Annotated in this window: 21 protein-coding genes; 5 read left to right on the top strand and 16 right to left on the bottom strand. The window is 63.7% G+C overall.

Annotated elements, in window-relative coordinates:
- The gene (locus AC07SZ_RS02440) at window positions 1-1203 is read right to left on the bottom strand and encodes an AI-2E family transporter (protein ID WP_056563073.1); all 1203 of its coding nucleotides are present in this window, start codon (window positions 1201-1203) and stop codon (window positions 1-3) included.
- Window positions 1175-1732 carry a CDP-alcohol phosphatidyltransferase family protein gene (locus AC07SZ_RS02435; RefSeq protein ID WP_494913128.1) on the bottom strand — a complete coding sequence of 186 codons (558 nt, stop codon included), beginning with the start codon at window positions 1730-1732 and terminating at the stop codon, window positions 1175-1177. Before AC07SZ_RS02435 ends, AC07SZ_RS02440 begins: the two co-directional genes overlap by 29 nt.
- A gap of 209 nt (window positions 1733-1941) precedes the next feature.
- On the opposite strand from AC07SZ_RS02435, the gene purM reads away from it, so the two are divergent.
- Genes purM through AC07SZ_RS02420 form a run of 3 tightly spaced genes read left to right on the top strand, consistent with a single transcriptional unit; the run spans window position 1942 to window position 4280 of the window.
- A complete protein-coding gene (gene purM, locus AC07SZ_RS02430) occupies window positions 1942-3051 on the top strand; it encodes a phosphoribosylformylglycinamidine cyclo-ligase (RefSeq protein ID WP_494913127.1) in 1110 nt (369 codons plus the stop codon).
- The gene (gene purN, locus AC07SZ_RS02425) at window positions 3048-3755 is read left to right on the top strand and encodes a phosphoribosylglycinamide formyltransferase (protein ID WP_056563083.1); all 708 of its coding nucleotides are present in this window, start codon (window positions 3048-3050) and stop codon (window positions 3753-3755) included. The genes purM and purN overlap by 4 nt, the downstream gene beginning before the upstream one ends.
- Before the next feature lie 15 nt (window positions 3756-3770).
- Entirely contained in the window at window positions 3771-4280 is a 510-nt protein-coding gene (locus AC07SZ_RS02420; RefSeq protein WP_494913126.1) for a SixA phosphatase family protein, read from the top strand.
- A gap of 49 nt (window positions 4281-4329) precedes the next feature.
- On the opposite strand, the gene AC07SZ_RS02415 is transcribed toward AC07SZ_RS02420, so the two are convergent.
- The 4 genes from AC07SZ_RS02415 to AC07SZ_RS02400 form a co-directional block, all read right to left on the bottom strand.
- Window positions 4330-4572: a DUF680 domain-containing protein gene (locus AC07SZ_RS02415; protein WP_494913125.1), complete on the bottom strand. Its 243-nt coding sequence runs from the start codon at window positions 4570-4572 to the stop codon at window positions 4330-4332.
- A 219-nt stretch (window positions 4573-4791) separates the two neighbouring features.
- Window positions 4792-5025: a DUF680 domain-containing protein gene (locus AC07SZ_RS02410; RefSeq protein WP_056563093.1), complete on the bottom strand. Its 234-nt coding sequence runs from the start codon at window positions 5023-5025 to the stop codon at window positions 4792-4794.
- 441 nt (window positions 5026-5466) lie between these two features.
- Window positions 5467-5694 carry a DUF680 domain-containing protein gene (locus AC07SZ_RS02405; RefSeq protein ID WP_056563096.1) on the bottom strand — a complete coding sequence of 76 codons (228 nt, stop codon included), beginning with the start codon at window positions 5692-5694 and terminating at the stop codon, window positions 5467-5469.
- Window positions 5695-5741: 47 nt separating this feature from the next.
- Window positions 5742-5945 (bottom strand): DUF680 domain-containing protein, encoded by a 204-nt coding sequence (locus AC07SZ_RS02400; protein WP_056563099.1) that lies wholly within the window; start codon window positions 5943-5945, stop codon window positions 5742-5744.
- 480 nt (window positions 5946-6425) lie between these two features.
- Between AC07SZ_RS02400 and AC07SZ_RS02395 the strand changes: the two genes are divergently transcribed.
- Both AC07SZ_RS02395 and AC07SZ_RS02390 read left to right on the top strand, forming a co-directional pair.
- Window positions 6426-7094: a response regulator gene (locus AC07SZ_RS02395; RefSeq protein WP_056563102.1), complete on the top strand. Its 669-nt coding sequence runs from the start codon at window positions 6426-6428 to the stop codon at window positions 7092-7094.
- Complete coding sequence (locus AC07SZ_RS02390) at window positions 7084-8442, top strand: sensor histidine kinase (RefSeq protein WP_494913124.1); 1359 nt, start codon at window positions 7084-7086, stop codon at window positions 8440-8442. The genes AC07SZ_RS02395 and AC07SZ_RS02390 overlap by 11 nt, the downstream gene beginning before the upstream one ends.
- Before the next feature lie 13 nt (window positions 8443-8455).
- Here the strand turns inward: AC07SZ_RS02390 and AC07SZ_RS02385 are convergent, their stop codons facing one another.
- From AC07SZ_RS02385 to AC07SZ_RS02340, 10 genes are all read right to left on the bottom strand, one after another.
- A complete protein-coding gene (locus tag AC07SZ_RS02385) occupies window positions 8456-9334 on the bottom strand; it encodes an ABC transporter permease (protein WP_494913123.1) in 879 nt (292 codons plus the stop codon).
- An 11-nt stretch (window positions 9335-9345) separates the two neighbouring features.
- Window positions 9346-10155, bottom strand: coding sequence for an ABC transporter ATP-binding protein (locus AC07SZ_RS02380; RefSeq protein ID WP_056563111.1), 810 nt, complete (start codon window positions 10153-10155; stop codon window positions 9346-9348).
- Between the two features lie 106 nt (window positions 10156-10261).
- Entirely contained in the window at window positions 10262-11275 is a 1014-nt protein-coding gene (locus AC07SZ_RS02375) for an ABC transporter substrate-binding protein (RefSeq protein ID WP_172374083.1), read from the bottom strand.
- A 203-nt stretch (window positions 11276-11478) separates the two neighbouring features.
- Complete coding sequence (gene dapB / locus AC07SZ_RS02370; protein ID WP_494913122.1) at window positions 11479-12255, bottom strand: 4-hydroxy-tetrahydrodipicolinate reductase; 777 nt, start codon at window positions 12253-12255, stop codon at window positions 11479-11481.
- An 8-nt stretch (window positions 12256-12263) separates the two neighbouring features.
- Window positions 12264-14357 (bottom strand): ATP-dependent helicase, encoded by a 2094-nt coding sequence (locus AC07SZ_RS02365; RefSeq protein WP_056563117.1) that lies wholly within the window; start codon window positions 14355-14357, stop codon window positions 12264-12266.
- 86 nt (window positions 14358-14443) lie between these two features.
- A complete protein-coding gene (locus tag AC07SZ_RS02360; protein WP_081294691.1) occupies window positions 14444-14617 on the bottom strand; it encodes a hypothetical protein in 174 nt (57 codons plus the stop codon).
- Window positions 14618-14892: 275 nt separating this feature from the next.
- Window positions 14893-15093: a hypothetical protein gene (locus AC07SZ_RS02355; protein ID WP_494913121.1), complete on the bottom strand. Its 201-nt coding sequence runs from the start codon at window positions 15091-15093 to the stop codon at window positions 14893-14895.
- 280 nt (window positions 15094-15373) lie between these two features.
- On the bottom strand, window positions 15374-16534 hold the full coding sequence (locus tag AC07SZ_RS02350) for a M20 aminoacylase family protein (protein WP_172374087.1): 1161 nt from the start codon (window positions 16532-16534) through the stop codon (window positions 15374-15376).
- 4 nt (window positions 16535-16538) lie between these two features.
- Entirely contained in the window at window positions 16539-17771 is a 1233-nt protein-coding gene (locus AC07SZ_RS02345) for a Zn-dependent hydrolase (protein ID WP_056563123.1), read from the bottom strand.
- Window positions 17768-18976: a diaminopropionate ammonia-lyase gene (locus AC07SZ_RS02340; RefSeq protein ID WP_494913120.1), complete on the bottom strand. Its 1209-nt coding sequence runs from the start codon at window positions 18974-18976 to the stop codon at window positions 17768-17770. Before AC07SZ_RS02340 ends, AC07SZ_RS02345 begins: the two co-directional genes overlap by 4 nt.
- Window positions 18977-19003 lie beyond the last annotated feature (27 nt).

The following is a 19003-nucleotide window of genomic DNA, read 5'->3' as shown; positions in this document are numbered from 1 at the left end:
TCAGCGACGCGGCTGCGTGCGGTGGCCGCCGCCGCGATCGGCCGGCAGCGGCGGCAAGGTCTCGGTCGCGCGGCCCTTGTAGAGCGGCGATTCGAGATAGCGGGCGATGGCAAAGCGCACCAGAACCGCGACGGCAGCGGAAGCCGGAACGGCAATCAGCAGGCCGACAAAGCCGAACAACGCGCCGAAGGCGAACAGCGCGAACATCAGCCATACCGGATGCAGGCCGACGCTTTTGCCGACCAGCCTGGGCTGCAGGATGTTGCCTTCGATGAACTGGCCGATGAAGAAGACCACAGCGACGGCAACGATCATCGTCCAATCCGGCCAGAACTGGACGAAGGCGACGCCGACGGCCAGCACCAGCCCGGTCAGCGAGCCGACATAGGGGATGAAGGAGATCAGCCCGGCGAACAGGCCGATGAGGATCGCAAAATTCAGCCCGGTCAGCGTCAGGCCGGTGGCGTACATGGCGCCCAGCACCAGACAGAGCGTGCCCTGGCCGCGCACAAAGCCGGCGGTCGCGGTGTTGATGTCACGCGCGATGGCGCGCACGGTCGCGACGTTGTCACGCGGCACCCAGCTGTCGATGACCGCCACCATGCGGTCCCAGTCGAGCAGCATGTAGAAGGCAACGACCGGCGTCACCACGAACAGGCTGACCACCGAGACCAGTGCCATGCCGGAACTCCACAGCGAAGTGAACACGGTGGTGATCAGGCCAAAGCCCGAGGTCAGCAGCGAATTCAGCCCGTCACGCAAGCCATTGGCATTGACGCCGAACCTCTGCTCCAGCCATTTCGGATCAAAGGAGGTGATCAGGCTCTGCAGCCGGGTGAGATATTCCGGCAGCTTGCCGGCGAAATCGGCCATCTGCGTCGCCAGCACCGGAATGAGGATGACGAAGGCCAATACCAGCACGATGAGGAAGGTGATGAGGATGACCACAGTCGCCATGAAGCGGGACAGGCCGAGCCGCTGCAGCCGGTCGGCGACCGGGTCAAGGAAATAGGCAAGCACCATGCCGGCGACGAAAGGCAGCAGGATGGCGCTGAAGACATAGAGGAAAAGCGCCAGGATCGCCGCGCCGGCCAGCCAGAAGAAGATCTGGCGGCGGAACGCGGAGGACGCGGCAAGATCGGCAGCCGCGGCCTCGATCACTGCCGCTTCTTTCTCAGATGTCCGGATTGGAGCTTTCGCCATAGCCGCTCATATGCCTCAGCCAAGCCACGAGATAGGCTGCGGCCGAAGCCACGGTCAAGACCCCGGACAGCAATATGAGGGCCTGCCGCAGAGGGTCGAGGCGCGCGGCAAAGGCGAGTTCGCCCAGCACAACCGCCGCCAGCACGATCTGGATGGCGGTATTGGCCTTCGATACCAGAAACGGCTTTATCTCGACGGGATGAGCCATCACCGTGGACAACAGGATCGCGCAGACGATCAGCGCATCGCGCGATACCATTGTGACGACCAGCCACAGCGGCAACTGCCCGGTGAAGCCCATGACGACGAACACCGAAACCAGAAGCAGCTTGTCGGCCATCGGATCGAGATAGGCACCAAGCCTGGACTGCTGGTTGAAACGGCGTGCGATAAAGCCATCGACACCATCCGACACGCCGGCAATGACGAAACCGGCAAAGGCCCAGTCCCAGCGCGCCTGCAGCATGGCCAGCACCACGGCAGGCACCAGAACAAGGCGCAGGATGCTGATCAGGTTGGGGATGGTCAACGTGTTGTCCCGCCATATTCCCTTTTCCGGATAGATGAGGGAGACGGAAGGGCGACACAAGGGAGAAGCAGTCCGTTCCAAGCGCGGCGTCATGCGGGATGCCAGGCTATCCACCTTTTTGTCAGGCCAAATGGCGCTCGGTCCCGCCGTTATCCTTGCGGACCGAAACCGTTCATGCGAAGAGCCCGCAAACGAGCAGGAAAATTGTGATGAGCAAGCGCGAAACTGGCCAGCACAAAACGGGCCAGTCCAAAACGAGCAAGCGCAGGAACGGGCTCAGCTATGCCGAGGCCGGCGTCGATATCGATGCCGGCAATCTCATGGTCGAGAAGATCAAGCCGCTGGTGCGCGCGACGCGCCGGCCGGGCGCGGATGGCGAGATCGGCGGTTTCGGCGGCCTGTTCGACCTCAAGGCCGCCGGCTTCACCGATCCGGTGCTGGTCGCCGCCAATGACGGCGTCGGTACCAAGCTCAAGATCGCCATCGATGCCGGCAAGCACGACACGATCGGCATCGACCTCGTTGCCATGTGCGTCAACGACATCGTCGTGCAGGGCGCCGAACCGCTGTTCTTCCTCGATTATTTCGCCACCGGCAAGCTCGACCCCGACCAAGGTGCGGCGATCGTCGGCGGCATTGCCGAAGGTTGCCGTCAGGCCGGCTGCGCGCTGATCGGCGGCGAGACGGCGGAAATGCCAGGCATGTATCACGGCAAGGATTATGACCTCGCCGGCTTTGCCGTGGGCGCGGCCGAACGTGGCCAGCTTTTGCCCACGGACGACATTGTCGAAGGCGATGTGCTGCTCGGCCTCGCCTCCTCCGGCCTGCATTCGAACGGTTTCTCGCTGGTGCGCCGCATCGTCGCCGCCAGCGGCCTGGCGTGGAGCGATCCGGCGCCATTCAACGACGAGGCGACGCTGGCCGAAGCGCTGCTCGAACCGACCCGCATCTATGTCAAATCGATCCTCAAGGCCATCCGCAACACGCATGGCATCAAGGCTCTGGCCCACATCACCGGTGGCGGCTTCCCGGAAAACATCCCGCGTGTGCTGCCCAAGGATTTTTCGGCCGAGCTCGATCTCGAAGCGATCGACGTCCCGCCGGTGTTCTCGTGGCTGGCCAAGACCGGCGGCGTGGCGCCGGAAGAGATGATGCGCACCTTCAATTGCGGCGTCGGCATGATCCTGGCCGTCGCGTCTGGCCAGGCGGCACAGGTCGCCGCCGTGCTGCAGGAGGCCGGCGAGACGGTGACGCCGATCGGCCGCATCGTGCCGCGCCGTGACGCCGGCGTCATCTATCGGGGCTCGATCGGCCTATGAGCAGAAAACGCACAGTCGTCCTGATATCGGGGCGCGGCTCCAACATGACCGCGCTGATCGCCGCTGCCAGCGACCCGGCCTTTCCGGCCGAGATCGTCGGCGTCATCTCCGACAAGGCGGACGCCGCCGGCCTCGGCATCGCCAAGGCGCGCGGCATCGCCACGCAGGTCATTACCCGCGCCGACCATGGCAGCAAGCAGGCGCATGACGCGGCGATCGACGCGGCGCTCAAGGCCTTCAATGCCGAGATCGTGGCGCTGGCCGGCTACATGCGCATCCTCACATCAGGCTTCGTCCAGAAATGGCAGGGTCGCATGATCAACATCCACCCTGCCCTGCTGCCTGCGTTCAAGGGCCTCGACACCCATGCGCGCGCGCTGGCCGCCGGCCTGCGCATCCATGGCTGCACCGTGCATTTCGTCACATCCGAGATGGATGACGGGCCGATCATCGCGCAGGCGGCCGTGCCGGTAATGGTCGGCGACAATGCCGATACGCTGGCCGCCCGGGTGCTGAAGGCCGAGCACCGGCTTTATCCGCTGGCGCTCGGACTGGTCGCCGAGGGCAAGGCGCGCATGGAGGGCGGGCGCACGGTGCTTGCCCACTTTGCCGATGACGCCGACAACGGCACCTCGGTGGTGATGGCGCCCGATCCGCTGCGCGAGGAAGCCGACCTGGAACACCTGGCGCGGATCACGCCCTGAGCCGAGAGTGCGGCGATGAGACAACTTCTGCTCCTGCGCCACGCCAAATCGAGCTGGGACGACCCTGACCTCGATGATTTCGACCGGCCGCTCGCCGAGCGCGGATTGAAGGCGGCGCGATTGATGGGGCGGGAGCTCGCGGCGCGCGCCTGGCTGCCGGATGAGGTGCTGGTGTCGTCGGCGCTGCGCACCCGCGACACGTGGCGATTGGTGGCCGCGAAGTTGCCCGTGCATCCACGGGTCGTGTTTGCCCAACCTCTCTACGAAGCTCCGGCTGCTGATATTCTGGGCCATATCCATAAGGCCGACCCGTCGAGCGGCTGCCTGATGGCGGTTGGCCACAATCCTGGACTGGAGGACCTGGCAAAACAGCTCGCCGGTCCGGGCTCGGAGGTCAAGGCGTGCAAGGGGCTCGAGGAAAAGTTCCCCACGGCAGCCCTCGCGCGCTTCGTCTTCGAGGGCGAGTGGTCCGACCTGTTGTCCGCGCGGCTGACGCATTGCCTGCGCCCGAAGGATTTGGGCTAAAAGCCCATGCCGGGCGGATGCGGCGGACAGGTCCGCCGCATTCGAACCCTCAGTTGCCCCAGATGCCCTGGCCGGGTTCCGCCCAGTCGGTGGTGGCGGTCTTCATCTTGGCGTCGGCTGCCTTGTGCCCGGCCATATCCGTGTTCTTGACCGCGCCGGTGACGGCATGATCGACGCCGGCAATCGGAGCAACCGGCTGGCTGGCATTGTCGGAGCCAAAGTGGTCGCTGCCGGCAAAGGCGCCGCCGGTCGCGAAGAGAAGAGCGAGGGCAGCGAGAGCAATCTTGTTCATTTCAATCTCCTGTTCATCCGTTGGGCGGCGTCTTGGGAGGACGGTTCCGCTGAGGACAAGACCCGGTGCCACCCGGCTTTATTCCTGAACGCGGACGTTTTTTCTGCCGGATGGGCAGATTGGTTGGTCAAACCGAGGTCACCAGCCCTGTCGCACAAGAAACAAGAGCGGCGGGCCAGGCCCACCGCTCTTTGTATCGAAGCCTGCTTGAGCGTCGGCTCAGTTGCCCCAGATACCCTGGCCGGATTCCGGCTGGTTTGAATCGGGCGTCAGCTTGAAGCCGTGGTGCTCGACCGGCTTGCGGATCGAAGCCGTGTGGCTGTAATCAATATTGCCAGCGGGCGCGGTAATTGCCGGCTGGTTGACGTTGTCCGAGCCATAATGGTCGCTGCCGGCGAAGGCGCTGCCCGTGGCAATGAGGATGGCGGCGGCGGTAAGTGCGATCTTGGTCATTTTCTTTACTCCGGTATTTCCAGTTCTGTCCGTCTAGTGGCGTGCCCTTGGGAGGAATTTCGCGTCGCTCGGACAGGCTGCAGGTGGTTTTTTCATTCGCCGACTTCCAATCACGAAGATGTTCCATCACGCACCGGATCGAGACGTCCGACCTCGGCCAAATCGTAGGACGACAATAATTTTACTGATCAATATCATATGGTTATAGGAACTCGACCAACGTATGGCACGGCGATTTGCTGAACCGGCGGCCCCATCCGCTCACGGCTCGTCAAGATAAGTTGAACCGATCGGTTCGATTTCGATCAACCCCAATGTGAACCGCTGGAGCCCTGCCTCCCTCATAACTCGATCGGCATTGGCACTTATCCCCATCGCACAAAAAACAAGAGCGGCGGGCCAAGCCCACCGCTCTTTGTCGTCTACCGTGGTTTGAAGGGATTAACGGCCCCAGATGCCCTGGCCCGACTGAGCCGGCACGTTGGCATTGGCGTCGCCCTGTACCTTTACGGACTTGGCGATCGAACCGGTATGCGTGTTGTCGACGTTGGAGATCGACTGGTTGGCAACCGGCTGGTTGACATTGTTGGAGCCATAATTGTCGCTGCCGGCAAAAGCGGTGCCCGTGGCAACAAGGATGGCAGCGGCGGTAAGAGCGATCTTGGTCATTTTAAGTACTCCTGAATTGAAGGTCGGATTGAAATCGACAGTCGCGATTAGCGGCCGAAGAGGTTACGGTCAGCGCCCTGCGGGGCCTGGGCCTGGACGGTTGCGGTCGACTTCGAGATCGAAGCGGTGACCGAATGGTCGACAGTGGCGGCGGGCTGGTTGACGTTGGCCGAGCCATAGTTGTCGCTGCCGGCAAAGGCGGTGCCCGTGGCAACGAGGATGGCGGCTGCTGTAAGAGCGATCTTGGTCATTTTCTTTACTCCAGTATTTATCTGTCCTGTCCGTCTAGTGGCGTGCCCTTGGGAGGAATTTCGCGTCGCTCGGACCACCCCGAAGTAGGGAATGCCTTTTGGGATTTCCAGTCGCCCCGGTCCTGCAGGACCTCGTTATATTATAGACGATGCATATTGCATCGCAGCGCACCAAATAAGAATTATTCAATTATTTCATTGCGTTAAACTCTTCCCCTCTGACGAGGGCCCAGTGATTCTGGAGGCCATTGTTCACCGTCTGCGGTACAATCTGTCAATCAGAACCGAACCGTTCGGTTCGATTTGTATACAGAAACGGGCTGATTTGACCCAGGATGGGTCTGCTGTAACCCCGCGCCAGAGCCGCATTTGTCTTGCGTTGAGATCGATACTGTCGCTCATTCAGGAGAGATCAGGGGTGCCGCGGCCGATCAAGCCTTGGGCATTCCGCGGGGAGATGGGATCCGGACCGCCATAGATATGCGACTGCTGCTTGTTGAGGACAATCGTGAACTCGCCGACTGGTTGGGCAAAACCCTGCGCCAGGCAAATTACGTGGTCGACATCGTCCATGAGGGCGAGGATGTCGAGCACGCGCTGGCGGCGGGCGATCATGCGCTTGTCATCCTCGACCTGGCACTGCCGCGCATGGGCGGGATGGAGGTGCTGCGCATGCTGCGGGCACGCGGCAACGCAGTGCCTGTGATCGTGCTGACCGCCAACGCCAGTCTCGATGGCCGGGTCAAAGGCCTCAACGAAGGCGCGGACGACTATCTCGCCAAGCCGTTCCAGATCGAGGAGCTCGAAGCACGCATCCGCGTGCAACTGCGCCGCGCCAATGACCGCACCGCGCCTGTCGTTGCCTGCGGCGATCTCGTCTTCGACACCAACACGCGGCTGTTTTCGCTCGCCGGCGAAATGCTGGCACTGACGCCGCGAGAACACGCAGTGCTTGAACAATTGATGGTGAAAGCCGGACGCACGGTGAGCAAGGCTGCACTGTCGGCTGCCATCTATGACTTCGAGACCGATGCGGATCCAAGCGCCATCGAGATCTATGTGCACCGTGTGCGCAAGAAGCTCGAAGGGTCGCGCGTCCAGATCGCCACCTTGCGCGGCCTCGGCTATCTTTTGCGCCATGAGGATTAACAGTCTCCGCCTGCAACTGCTGGCTTGGGTGGTCTTGCCGCTCGTTGGGCTCGCCACCATCAACCTATGGACCAGCCATCGCAACGCGCTGGCGACCGCGGATCTCGTCACCGATCGCATGCTTATGGGCTCGGCGCGGGCTATCGCCGAACGTGTCGCCGTGAGCGACGGCGTGCTCGACGCCACAATACCGCCGGCGGCGATCGAGATGTTCGATACCGGTGACCGCGACAGCGTCTACTACCATGTCAAGGCTGCCGGAGGGCGGCTGCTGACCGGCTATCCCGACCTGCCGGAGGCGGTGAAGTATCCCGGCACCGAGGCAACCTATCGGGACCATCTGCTGCGGTTGCTTACTTACAGCCATACGGTGGTCGGCGCTGGAGACGACTCGCCGATATCCGTTACTGTTGGTGTCACGCTTGCCGGACACAATGCCATGGTCCGGCGGCTTTGGTTTGGCGCCTTTACCCAGCAGCTGGCGCTGGTGGCGATTGCCGGCTTGTTCGTTCTGCTGGGCCTGCATCGCGGCCTGGCGCCGCTGATCCGGCTGCGCGACGCGGTGCGCTCGCCGAGCCGCAGCGATCTCGACCCGGTCGAGGTGCCGGACGCGCAAAGCGAGATCCGGCCGCTGATCGAAGCGCTGAACGTCTATATGGAGCGCGTGCGGGCGCAGATGGCGGCGCAGCGCCGGTTCATCGCCAACGCCGCGCACCAGTTGCGCACGCCACTGGCGCTGCTTTCGACGCAGGCGAGCTATGCCTTGAGGGAAACTGTCCCCGACGCACGCCAGGAGGCGCTCATCGCGCTGCAGGCAAGCTCGGGCAAGCTGGCCCGTCTGGCCGAACAGTTGCTCACCTTGTCGCGGGCCGAGCCCGGCAGCCGGCGGCCACGCGCCGATCGCATCGACCTGACCGAGGCCGCCAGGCACGTGCTGGAAACGCAGGCGCCGGCGGCGATCGCCCGCAACATCGATCTCGGCCTCGAGGAGACCGGCCCCGTGCCTGTCGTCGGCGACGGCACCATACTGCGCGAAATGATCGTCAACCTTGTCGACAATGCGCTGCGCTATTCCTCGTCAGGCGGCAGCGTCACGGTGAGGGTGGCGGCCGTCGATGGCGAAGCCGTGCTGACGGTTACCGACGACGGCCCCGGCATCCCGCCGGATGAGCGCGACCATGTATTCGAACGCTTCTACCGCATTGCCGGTTCGACCGAGGAAGGCAGCGGCCTGGGGCTCGCCATCGTGCGCGAGGTCGTCGAAAACGCCGGCGGCCGTGTCACCCTGCGGGATGGCGCGGCCGCCGGCCTGGTGGTTGAGGTGAAGTTGCCGCTGGCAGGCAGCTAGAGCACGTCGCCGCTCACTGCGTTTCATGCAGCGGCTGGGGACGCCATTTTGCCAGGCGATCCTCGACCATCGTCATCAGATATTCGGCGCCGAGCGCCACCACCATGACGATGACGATGGCGGCATACATGCCGGCGGCGTCGAAGGATCCCTTGGCAATGTTGATCAGCAGGCCGATGCCGTAGCGAGAGCCGACGAATTCGCCGACGATCGCGCCGATAATGGCAAAGCCGAAGCTGACATGCAGGCTGGCGAAGATCCAGCTCATCGCCGACGGGACGATCACCGAGCGGGTCAATTGCCAGTTGGAGGCACCCAGGATGCGGGCATTGGCAATCATTGCCCTGTCCGCTTCCCGCACGCCCTGGAATGCGTTGTGGAACACGACAAAGAAAACCATCACGAAGGCAAGGGCGACTTTCGAGGCGAGTCCGAGGCCAAGAATCATGATGAAGATCGGCGCCAGAACCACGCGCGGGATGGAGTTGATGACCTTGATGTAGATGGAGAAGATATCGGCGGCCATCCGATTGCGACCGAGCGCGACGCCGATGACGATCCCGGCAACCGAGCCTGTCACAAAGCCGATGACCGACTCCTCCATGGTGACATAGAGGTGGTACCAGAGAGGCCCTTCCGATGTTCCTTCGGTTGTCCATTCATAGAGCCGTTGCGCGATCGCGCTCGGCATCGCGTAGAAGAACGGATCGATCCAGGCCATCTGCGCGGCGATTTCCCACAAGGCCAGAAAGGCAACCAGAATGGCTATACGCCAGAACATCACGGTGCGGCGGCGGTGCTGTGCGGCCTTGGCGGCCGCCGCTTCGATTTCGGCGTCGGAGGTGCCCGGCCTGAAAGTTCCGGAGCTGATATCGATGGCGGCATCAGTCATGGCATTCCTCCTCAGGCTGCCGCACGCGCATAACTGGTCTCGACCTCTTCCTTGAGGTCGGCCCAGATCGTGCGTGAATAGTCGATGAACTTCTGTTCGTAGCGGATGTCGGCGACAACCCGCGGACGAGGCAGGTCGATAGTGTAGACCGACTTCACGGTCGCAGGTCCGGCAGTCAGAACATATACCTTGTCGGCCAGCGCAATCGCCTCCTCCAGGTCGTGCGTGACGAAGACCACCGAGGCCTTTGCTTGCGACCACAGGCGCAACAGTTCCTCGTGCATCAGCACGCGCGTCTGCACGTCGAGCGCTGAAAACGGCTCGTCCATGAGAAGGATCTCGGGTCCGTTGATGAATGTCTGGGCAAGCGCCACACGTTTGCGCATGCCGCCCGAAAGCTGATGGGGATAGTGATGCTCGAACCGCGATAGCCCAACGCGCGCCAGCCAGTCACGCGCCGCGACGGTGGCGTCCGATTTCGCCTTGCCGCGAAAGAGTGGACCAGCCATCACGTTCTCGATCACGGTTCGCCAGGGGAACAGGGCATCGCTCTGGAAAACAAAGCCGATGCGCGGGTCTATCCCCTTGACCGGCGCGCCCATGACACGAACCTCGCCGGCACTGGGGCTTGCCAGTCCTGTGACAAGGTTGAGCGTGGTGGATTTTCCGCAACCCGTCGGGCCAACCACGGCAACGAATTCACCGCGCTCGACGGTCATTGTGAAATCGCGCAGCGCCGTCAGCGATTTGCCGGTGGGCGAGAGGAAGCGACGGCTGACATTGATCAGTTCGATCGCCGGCTCATTTTTTTCTAGTGCCATGGTGGAACTCCAGGATACGAGCGGACGCCCGCCGTCGGCCAAGGCCGCCGGACGTGAAAAATGACGGGTGCCGGCGTGATGTCGTTCACCGCGCCGGCATCGCCTGCTACTTGGCGTTCTTGACGAATTCCGAGGTGTAGGTCTTGGCAAGGTCGATCTGCTTGCCTTGCAGGTCCTTCGAGAAGGCCGAAAGCACCGTCAGCACCGTCTCCGGCCCACCCTCGGGCATGATCCCGTCGGGGGTGAACATCGCCTTGCCGGCATCGAGGGCCTTAACATAGCCCTCCTTGTCGCCGACATAGTAGTCCTTCGGCATCTTTTCGGCGATCTCGGCGCCGCTATGCGAGTTGATGAATTTCTGCGTCTTGACGAAGGCATTGGCCAGCTTCTGCACAATGTCCTTGTGCGCTTCGACCCAATCGGTCTGCATGTAGAGGGATGCGGCCGGGTAAGTGCCACCGAGCGCGGCCTTGGTGCCTTCCATGGTGCGCATGTCGACAAGTACAGAGGCTTCGCCGGTCTTCAGCAGCCGCGTGATCGTCGGCTCTGTCGTCATGCCCGCCTGGATCTTGTCCTGTTGCATGGCGGCGATGAAGGTGTTGCCGGCGCCAACGGGAACGGAAGTAAACTCACCGAGCTTCAAGCCGTTCTTGACCGCAAGATACTGCGTCAGGAAATTCGTCGAGGAGCCGAGGCCGGTCACGCCAAGGCTCATGCCCTTGAAATCGGCGGGCGACTTGATCTCGGGATGTTTGGTCGACACAAGCTCGACTTCGCCAGGCGCCTGGCTGAACTGGACGACGGATTCGACGAACTTGCCCTTTGCCTGCAGATCGATGCAGTGATCGTAGAAGCCGACGACCCCTTGCACGGCACCGGCAAGCATCTCGTTTTCAGCATCGACGCCGGCGGGTTCATTCAGCAACTCGACGTCGAGCCCCTCGTCCTTGAAGTAGCCGAGTGCCTCGGTCAGCTTGGCGGGTAGATAAATCTGTTTCTCGTAGCCACCGACCATGATGGAAACTTTTTCGTCGGCGCGCGCGGAGGGCGTGGCGAAAGCCATGGTGGCGACGAGTGCGGTTGTGGCGGCTGAATCAAGCAGTATTCGCGCGAGCGACATGGCCTCTTCCCTTTGTTCGTTTCCCGCGCCCCTCCTCTCTCCCATCGCTTTTTGCGTGATAATATGGGGACGCCAGCCAACAGTAATGGCATCAACCTTTCATTCAGCTTTCAGGGTAAAGCCGAAAATCATGGCAAATTTTACGTATAGGTAAGCCGCAACTGACGGGCTGTCGCGACGCTGTAACGATGCATGCCTTGTGTTCAGCCATTCAGTCCCAGCACGTCGCGCATATCATATTGGCCGGACGGGCGTCCCGATACCCAAAGTGCCGCGGCGATCGCGCCACGGGCGAACATGATGCGGTCGCCTGCCGCATGCGACAAGGTAACAAGTTCACCCTCGGCACAGAAGCTGACACTGTGCTCGCCGATCATGCTGCCGCCACGGGTCACCGCAAAACCGATCTCGCCGGCCGGACGTGCGGCGACGAGCCCGTCGCGAACGCGCCTCGCGACCGCGCCCAGTTCGACGCCACGTCCGCCAGCAACGGCCTGCCCCAGCATCAGTGCGGTGCCCGACGGTGCATCGACCTTGTGGCGGTGATGCGCCTCGAAAATCTCGGCATCCCAGTCATCGGCATCGAGCGTTCTCGCCGCCTGTGCCACCAATCCGACCAGCATATTGGGCCCGAGCGAAAAACTGCCGGAGCGCACGATGGGAATCGTTTTCGCGGCGTCGGCGATATCGGCCAGTTCGGCGGCATCGAAACCCGTCGAGCCAACCACTAAAGCGGGGCCGCCCCGGTTTGCGCAAAACCGCGCCAGGTCGGCCGAAGCCCCCGGCGTGGTGAAATCGATCACCACATCGGCCATGGCAAGCGCCTCGTCGCGGCTCACCAGCCCGTCGCCGGCACTATCCGGGCGATGGAAGCGGGCAGCGAGCGCCAGCCGCGGATCAGCCCGCACGGCCTCCGCCATCTGGCGGCCCATGCGCCCCAGCGCGCCGGCAATGGCAATCCTGACCGGTGGGCGCGTCACGATTTCAGCTATTTCCACATGCCGCGCATGCGCGCGCCGATGTCGACGCGCACTTCCGGCCGGGGCGCCCTGCCCTGCGCCGCTTGCACGCCCGGCCACGACATCTGCTGGAACGCGGCGAGGATCGAAGCCGGGATAAAACGCGTGCGCGAGGCGTAGAGATGGCGGTCGCCGCGTGCCGCCTGGCCATGCGGAAAGAAGCGCTGCGGCATGACCAGGTTGAGGCTGTCCTTGGCCCGCGTCATCGCCACGTAGAGCAGCCGGCGCTCCTCCTCGATATCCTCCTTGGTGCCGACACCGAGATCGGCCGGAATGCAGCCATCGACCGTGTTGAGAACGAAGACGTTCTTCCATTCCTGGCCCTTGGCCGAATGGATGGTCGACAGGATCAGGTAATCCTCGTCGCGATGCGGCGGTCCGGCCTGGTCGCTGGTTGCGTCAGGCGGATCGAGGGTCAATTCGGTCAGGAACCGTTCGCGCGAGGCGTAGCCCGAGCCGATCTGCTCGAGCTGCAGCAGGTCGGCGCGGCGCGTGATCGCGTCCTCGTGGATGCGCTCCAGATGCGGCTCGTACCAGAGCCTGACCTGTTCGAGGTCGGCCGGCCATTTGGCGCCGGCCCGCAGGCCCGAATAGAGCGAGACGAAGCTCGGCCAGTCGTCCGCCGCGCGTTGCGGCGGCCGCCAGCCGGCCAGCCCCATCGCCTCATCAAGTGCTGTCGTCATAGTCTCGACGATCTGTGCCGCGGCTGAAGGTCCGATTCCCGGCATCAGCTGCAGGACGCGGAAGCCGGCGACGCGGTCGCGCGGGTTTTCGGCGAAGCGCAACACCGCCAGCACGTCCTTGACATGTGCGGCATCGAGGAATTTCAGCCCGCCGAACTTGACGAAGGGAATGTTGCGCCGCGTCAGCTCGATCTCCAGCGGGCCGCTATGGTGCGAGGCGCGAAACAGCACCGCCTGCGATTTCAGCGCCGTGCCGGCCTCGCGCTCGGCGAGGATGGTATCGCAGACGAAATTCGCCTGCTCGACCTCGTCGCGCACGCTCACCAGCCTTGGCTTGTCGGTGGATTTGCGCTCCGACCACAGGTTCTTGGTGAAGCGCTCCGAAGCCTCGCCGATCACCGCGTTTGCGGCCGCCAGAATGGTCTCGGTCGAGCGGTAGTTGCGCTCCAGCATCACCACATCGGCGGCCTGGGCGAACTGTTTTGGAAAATCGAGTATGTTGCGCACCTCCGCGGCGCGGAACGAATAGATCGACTGCGCATCGTCGCCGACCACCGTCAGCCCGGCACCGTCGGGTTTCAGCGCCATCAGGATCGAGGCCTGCAGCCGGTTGGTGTCCTGGTATTCGTCGACCAGCACATGGTCGAAACGCCCGCCCAGATGCGCCGCGATCTCCGGCTCGGCCGCCATCTGCGCCCAGTAGAGCAGCAGATCGTCGTAATCGAGCACATTCTGCGCCTGCTTGGCCTCGACATAACCTGCGAACAGCTGCTTCAGCTCTCCCGCCCAGCCGGCGCACCAAGGGAAGGCCGCCCCCAAAACTTCGCCGAGCGGCGCTTGCGCGTTGACGGCGCGCGAGTAGATGGCAAGGCAGGTGCCCTTGGTGGGGAAGCGCGCCTCGGTCTTTGAGAAGCCGAGCTCGTGACGCACGAGATTCATCAGGTCGGCGGAATCCTCGCGATCATGGATGGTGAAGGCCGGGTCGAGGCCGATCTCCAGCGCATAGTCGCGCAACAGCCGCGCGCCGATGCCGTGAAAGGTCCCCGCCCAGGTCAGCGCATCGGTGATGACAGCGGCGTCGCGGCCCAGCACTTCGCCGGCGATGCGCTCGACACGTTTTGCCATTTCGGAGGCGGCGCGGCGCGAAAAGGTCATCAGCAGGATGCGGCGCGGGTCGGCTCCCCTGACGATGAGATGGGCGACGCGATGCGCCAGCGTGTTGGTCTTGCCCGAACCGGCACCGGCAATGACCAGCAATGGCCCGGCGATCGTGCCGTCGCCATGCTCGACGGCCTGGCGCTGGGCGTCGTTCAGGCGGGCAAGATAGGCGGGCTGGACAGTCGGCTCCAGAAACGTCGAATCATGGGCGGCAAGGTTCATCGCCCATCAAGCATCGTTTCCGCTTTGTTCGCAACAAGGAAGCGGCGGGCGCTACTCCTGATTTTGACGCGATTCCCGGAATGGCTCTACCGCCTGGGATCGACGCCCATGGCCGCCGATTGGCGTCGCAGAGCCTCGCGGTCACTTCTCGATGCCGGCAGCAACAGGGGGTCAATGTCGTCGGGCACATCATCGATCATCTTGCGAGCGAAGCGGTAGGCCAGAAAGGCAAATGTGCCTGCCAGAAGCAAACGGATCATGTTGTGGTCTCCTCTAATAGGGATCAACCGGACGCGCGGCGTTTTGTTCCCTCTGCGCCGGTTCGCAACCAAACCGGCGCCGCCTCGTTGTGAGGTTGGAGGCGGCAGCAATGAAAAAGCTGAGATTAGCCCTCGCCCTGGTGGCTTTGACTGTAACGGCTTGCGACAACAAACTGCCACCGACAAAGGCTCCGGGAGCCGAACGCGGCCTGTATTCGCCAATGCTTCCGCGATGACGCAGGGATCAGTTGGAGAATGTTGGGTGTCCTGAGGCCTCAGGGCATTGCGGCGATGCACTCCTCAAGGCGCTTGAGACGGAACTTGGCAATGCGCAGTTCGTGCCCGGTTTCCTGCCGTTGCCGGCGGCTGCGGGGCGGGTATGCTGCCGTCAGATTTCTTTCCAGTTCGGCGAGGCGCGCGCGCACCTGCCGCGCCTCCTCCTGACGCAATGCCTTTATCCAGCTCCGCCCGCGCATCTGTCTTCCCGCCCCCAAAGACCTGAGGCTTCCATGCCAGCAAGACCCCTAACTTCATGCAAGTGCGAATACTCTAAATTTAATTAGCACTAATTTAGCAGGCGGTCGCCGCAAAGAAGAAGGCCGGCGCCGCTTGGGAGGTGTCTGATAGCGCCGGCCAGGCGGATATCAGGTCCGCCGCACGGTGAAGGCTAGCTGAGTCTTGCCGCCACGTCATGCGGGATCGCGGATCTCGGCCCTTTCGGGGCGTTTTCCCCCGCCAAATGCATCCCGTAGCCTGTCAAACCTCAAGCCGTTGCCGGGCGATCGCGACATGGAAATTGGCGCCGAACAACAGCCCGTCATCGTTGAAGTCATAGCTGGAATTGTGGAGCGGTGCCGAAGCCTCGCCGTTGCCGAGGAAGACGAAGCAGCCCGGCACGTGATCAAGAAACCGGGCAAAGTCCTCCGATGCCGTCATCGGCTCCCGGGCGACCGCGATATTGCCGGGCTCGAACACGCTTGCCGCGGCGGCAAAGGCCGCGTCGACCAGTTCGGCATCGTTGCGCAGCGGCACGAATTCTCTGCTGTAGTTCACCTCCGCGGCTACATTGTAGGCGGCAGCTGTGCCCTCGGCGATGGCTCGCATCTGGCGCTCGATCTCGGCGCTGACTTCTGGCCGGAAGCTGCGCGCATCGCCGAGGACGCGGGCAAGACCGGGCAGTGCGTTGCGGGTACCGTCGGTGATCAATTCGGTCACCGACACCACCGCTATGTCGGCCGGGCTCAGCCGGCGTGAGACGATGGTCTGCAGATTGGTGACCAGCGCGCAGGCGGCCACCAGCGTCTCGCTGCCCGAATGCGGCCGCGCCGCGTGGCCGCCGAGCCCCCTGAGCACGATCTCGAAATTGTCCTCCGCCGACATCACGGGACCGGCGCGGGTCTCGAAGTGCCCGACGGGAAGGCCGGGCATGTTGTGCAGGCCAAATATCTCGTCGAAGGGGAAGCGTTGCATCAGGCCATCGTCGAGCATGGCGAGCGCGCCCCTGCCCCACTCCTCGGCCGGCTGGAAGATGAAGCGCACTGTGCCGTCGAAACCGCCCTCGCTTGCCAGCAGCTTGGCCGCGCCAAGCAACATGGCGGTGTGGCCGTCATGGCCGCAAGCGTGCATGATTCCCACATTGCCGGAGCGATAGGGCGCGGTCGATTGCTCCGATATGCGCAGCGCATCCATGTCGGCCCGCAGCGCGATGGCGCGGTTGCCGTCGCCGCGCTTCAACGTGCCGACGACGCCTGTGCCACCGACACCCTCGGCGACATCGTCAAGGCCGAACTCGCGCAGCTTGGCCGCGACAAAGGCAGATGTGCGTTTCTCCTCGAAGCCGAATTCGGGGTGCGCGTGCAGGTCGCGCCGCCAACCGGTCATCTCGCGCTTCAGCGTTTCGGGATCGAGTTCGGCCATGTCCTCACCCTTCGAGCTCGGCAAGCTCAGTGATCACATCAAGCAGGATGTTGGCGCCGGCAACAAGCTCGGCATCCTCGGTGTGCTCACGCGGGCTGTGGCTGATGCCCCCCGCGCTCGGCACGAAGATCATCGCCGCCGGTGCGATGCGCGCGATCATCTGCGCGTCATGGCCGGCGCCCGAGGTCATGCGCCTCGAAACGAGCCCGCGCTTCCTCGCCGCGGTCTCGATCAGTTCGACCACTCGGCCGTCGAAGACAACCGGTTCGAAGCGCGCGAGCCTTTCGACCGTCACGGCGATGCCTTCGACGGCGAGCCGTTGCAGAAAGGCGGCCAGCGCCGCCTCTTCCGCCTGCAGGCGCTGCTCGTCGGGATCGCGCAGATCAACCGTGAAGACGGCGCGCGATGGAATGACGTTGATGGCGTTCGGTTCCAGACGCATCGTGCCGACTGTGGCAACGGTTGGTGCGTTGGACGCCGCTGCCCGGTCATGCAGGAAGGTGACGACACGTGCCGCGGCATATCCGGCATCGCGGCGCATCGACATCGGCGTGGTGCCGGCATGGTTGGCGACGCCATCGAGGGTGATGCGTTGCCAGGAGATGCCCTGCAGCGTCTCCACCGCGCCGATTGGAATGCCTTCGCGCTCCAGGACCGGCCCCTGTTCGATATGCAGCTCGACATAGATGTGCGGCTTGAGAAAGCCCGGTTCGCGTTCGCCGGCATAGCCGATGCGGGCGAGTTCCTGCCCAAGCGTGCCGCCGTCGGTCCCGACAGCGGCAAGTGCCGCCTCGACATCGACGCCGCCGGCATGGACCAGCGAGCCCATCATGTCGGGAGAAAAGCGTACGCCTTCCTCATTGGTGAAGGCCGCGACGGCGAGCGGGCGCGACGGCGACAAGCCCGACGCCTTCAGCGTCTCGATCACCTCCAGCCCGGCAAGCACGCCGTAGCAGCCATCATAGATGCCGGCGTCGATGACGGTGTCGATATGCGAGCCGATGAGCAGCGGCGCCTTGCCTGCGTTGCCGGCGCTTTGCCAGATGCCGAAGATGTTGCCGATACGGTCGATGGCAACATCGAGCCCGGCCTGGCGCAGCCAGCCAACGAAGAGATCACGGCCTTGCTTGTCGGTGTCGGAAGCGGCCAGCCGGGTCAGCCTGCCCTCACCATCGCGGCCGATTGCGCCCAGTTCACGGATGCGGCCAAGCAGGCGCCGCGCATCGACGGCGATCATGGCGTTGCCTCGGCGGCAAGCTTGCCGGCCAGCACATCGGCCGGGCTCATGCCGACCAGTTCGGAATAGCGATGCGGGTCGGTGGCGCCTTCGGTGTTGATCACCAGCACCCGGGATCTGCCGTCGAGACCGAGATCGGTCTTGTTTGCGGCCAGCGCCCGGATCAGCCCGGCAAGGCCGACGCCGCCGCTCTCGCCGGAGACGATCACCGGATCGTCGCCGGCCGGCCGTGCCAGCCGCCGCATCACCGCGATGGCGTCGTCCTCGTCCACGGTCATGAAGGCATCGGCGGCGCGCGCCAACACGCGCCAGGCGACCTGTGAGGCCTCGTAGCATTCAAGCATCGCCATGACAGTCGGCTGGTCGTGTGCCGCCTTGACCACACGCCCTGCCACAGCGGCTGCGACGATGCATGCGGCACGCGCGGGCTCGACGACGGTAAAGATTGGCCTGGCTTCGCCGAGCACGATGGCGAGATGGCCAGCCGCAGCAGCGGCAACGCCGCCAACGCCGGCCTGGACGAAGACGTGGGTTGGCGGTTCGCTGAGCTGGCGCAGCGCTTCGCGCACGATCGCCGTATAGCCCTGCATCACCAGGCCAGGAATGCGTTCATAACCCGGCCATGACGTATCCGACACCACGGTCCAGCCTTTCTGGGCCGCGACTTCGGCGGCTTGCCGGACCGAATCGTCATAATTGCCGTCGACACGAACCATCTCCGCGCCATAGCGAGCTATCGCCGAGATGCGCTCGTCGCTGACCCCGGCATGGACAAAGATCACGGCCTTGGCGCCGGCAAGCTCGGCGCCCTGCGCGACGGAGCGGCCATGATTGCCGTCGGTGGCGCAGGCAAAAGTCATCCCTGCGGCGACCGAGCGAACATCGGCTCGATCGAGATCACTGACATCGACAGAGCGGCCAAGGCGCTCGCCTGCCTGCTCCAGCACCAGTCGGAAGACAGCATAGGCGCCGCCCAGCGCCTTGAAGCTGCCAAGGCCGAGACGAAAGCCCTCGTCCTTGACATGCAACGCGCCAAGGCCGAGTTCACTCGCCAGTGCCGGCAGCGCGTGCAGCGGCGTCATTGCGTGGTTTTCACGGTGGGCAAGGAAGCGCTCGACCGTGTCCGCGCCCGTGATCCCCAGGGTTTCGGCATCCGTCACATCAAGCGGCTTACCGTGCAAGGCATTGCGATTGAGCAGGAACACTGGCGGCCTCCTTGGCAGTCAGCGAGA

It is taken from the genome of Mesorhizobium sp. GW821-FHT07A06 (assembly GCF_059419085.1).
This window is presented reverse-complemented; position numbering and strand designations above follow the sequence as displayed.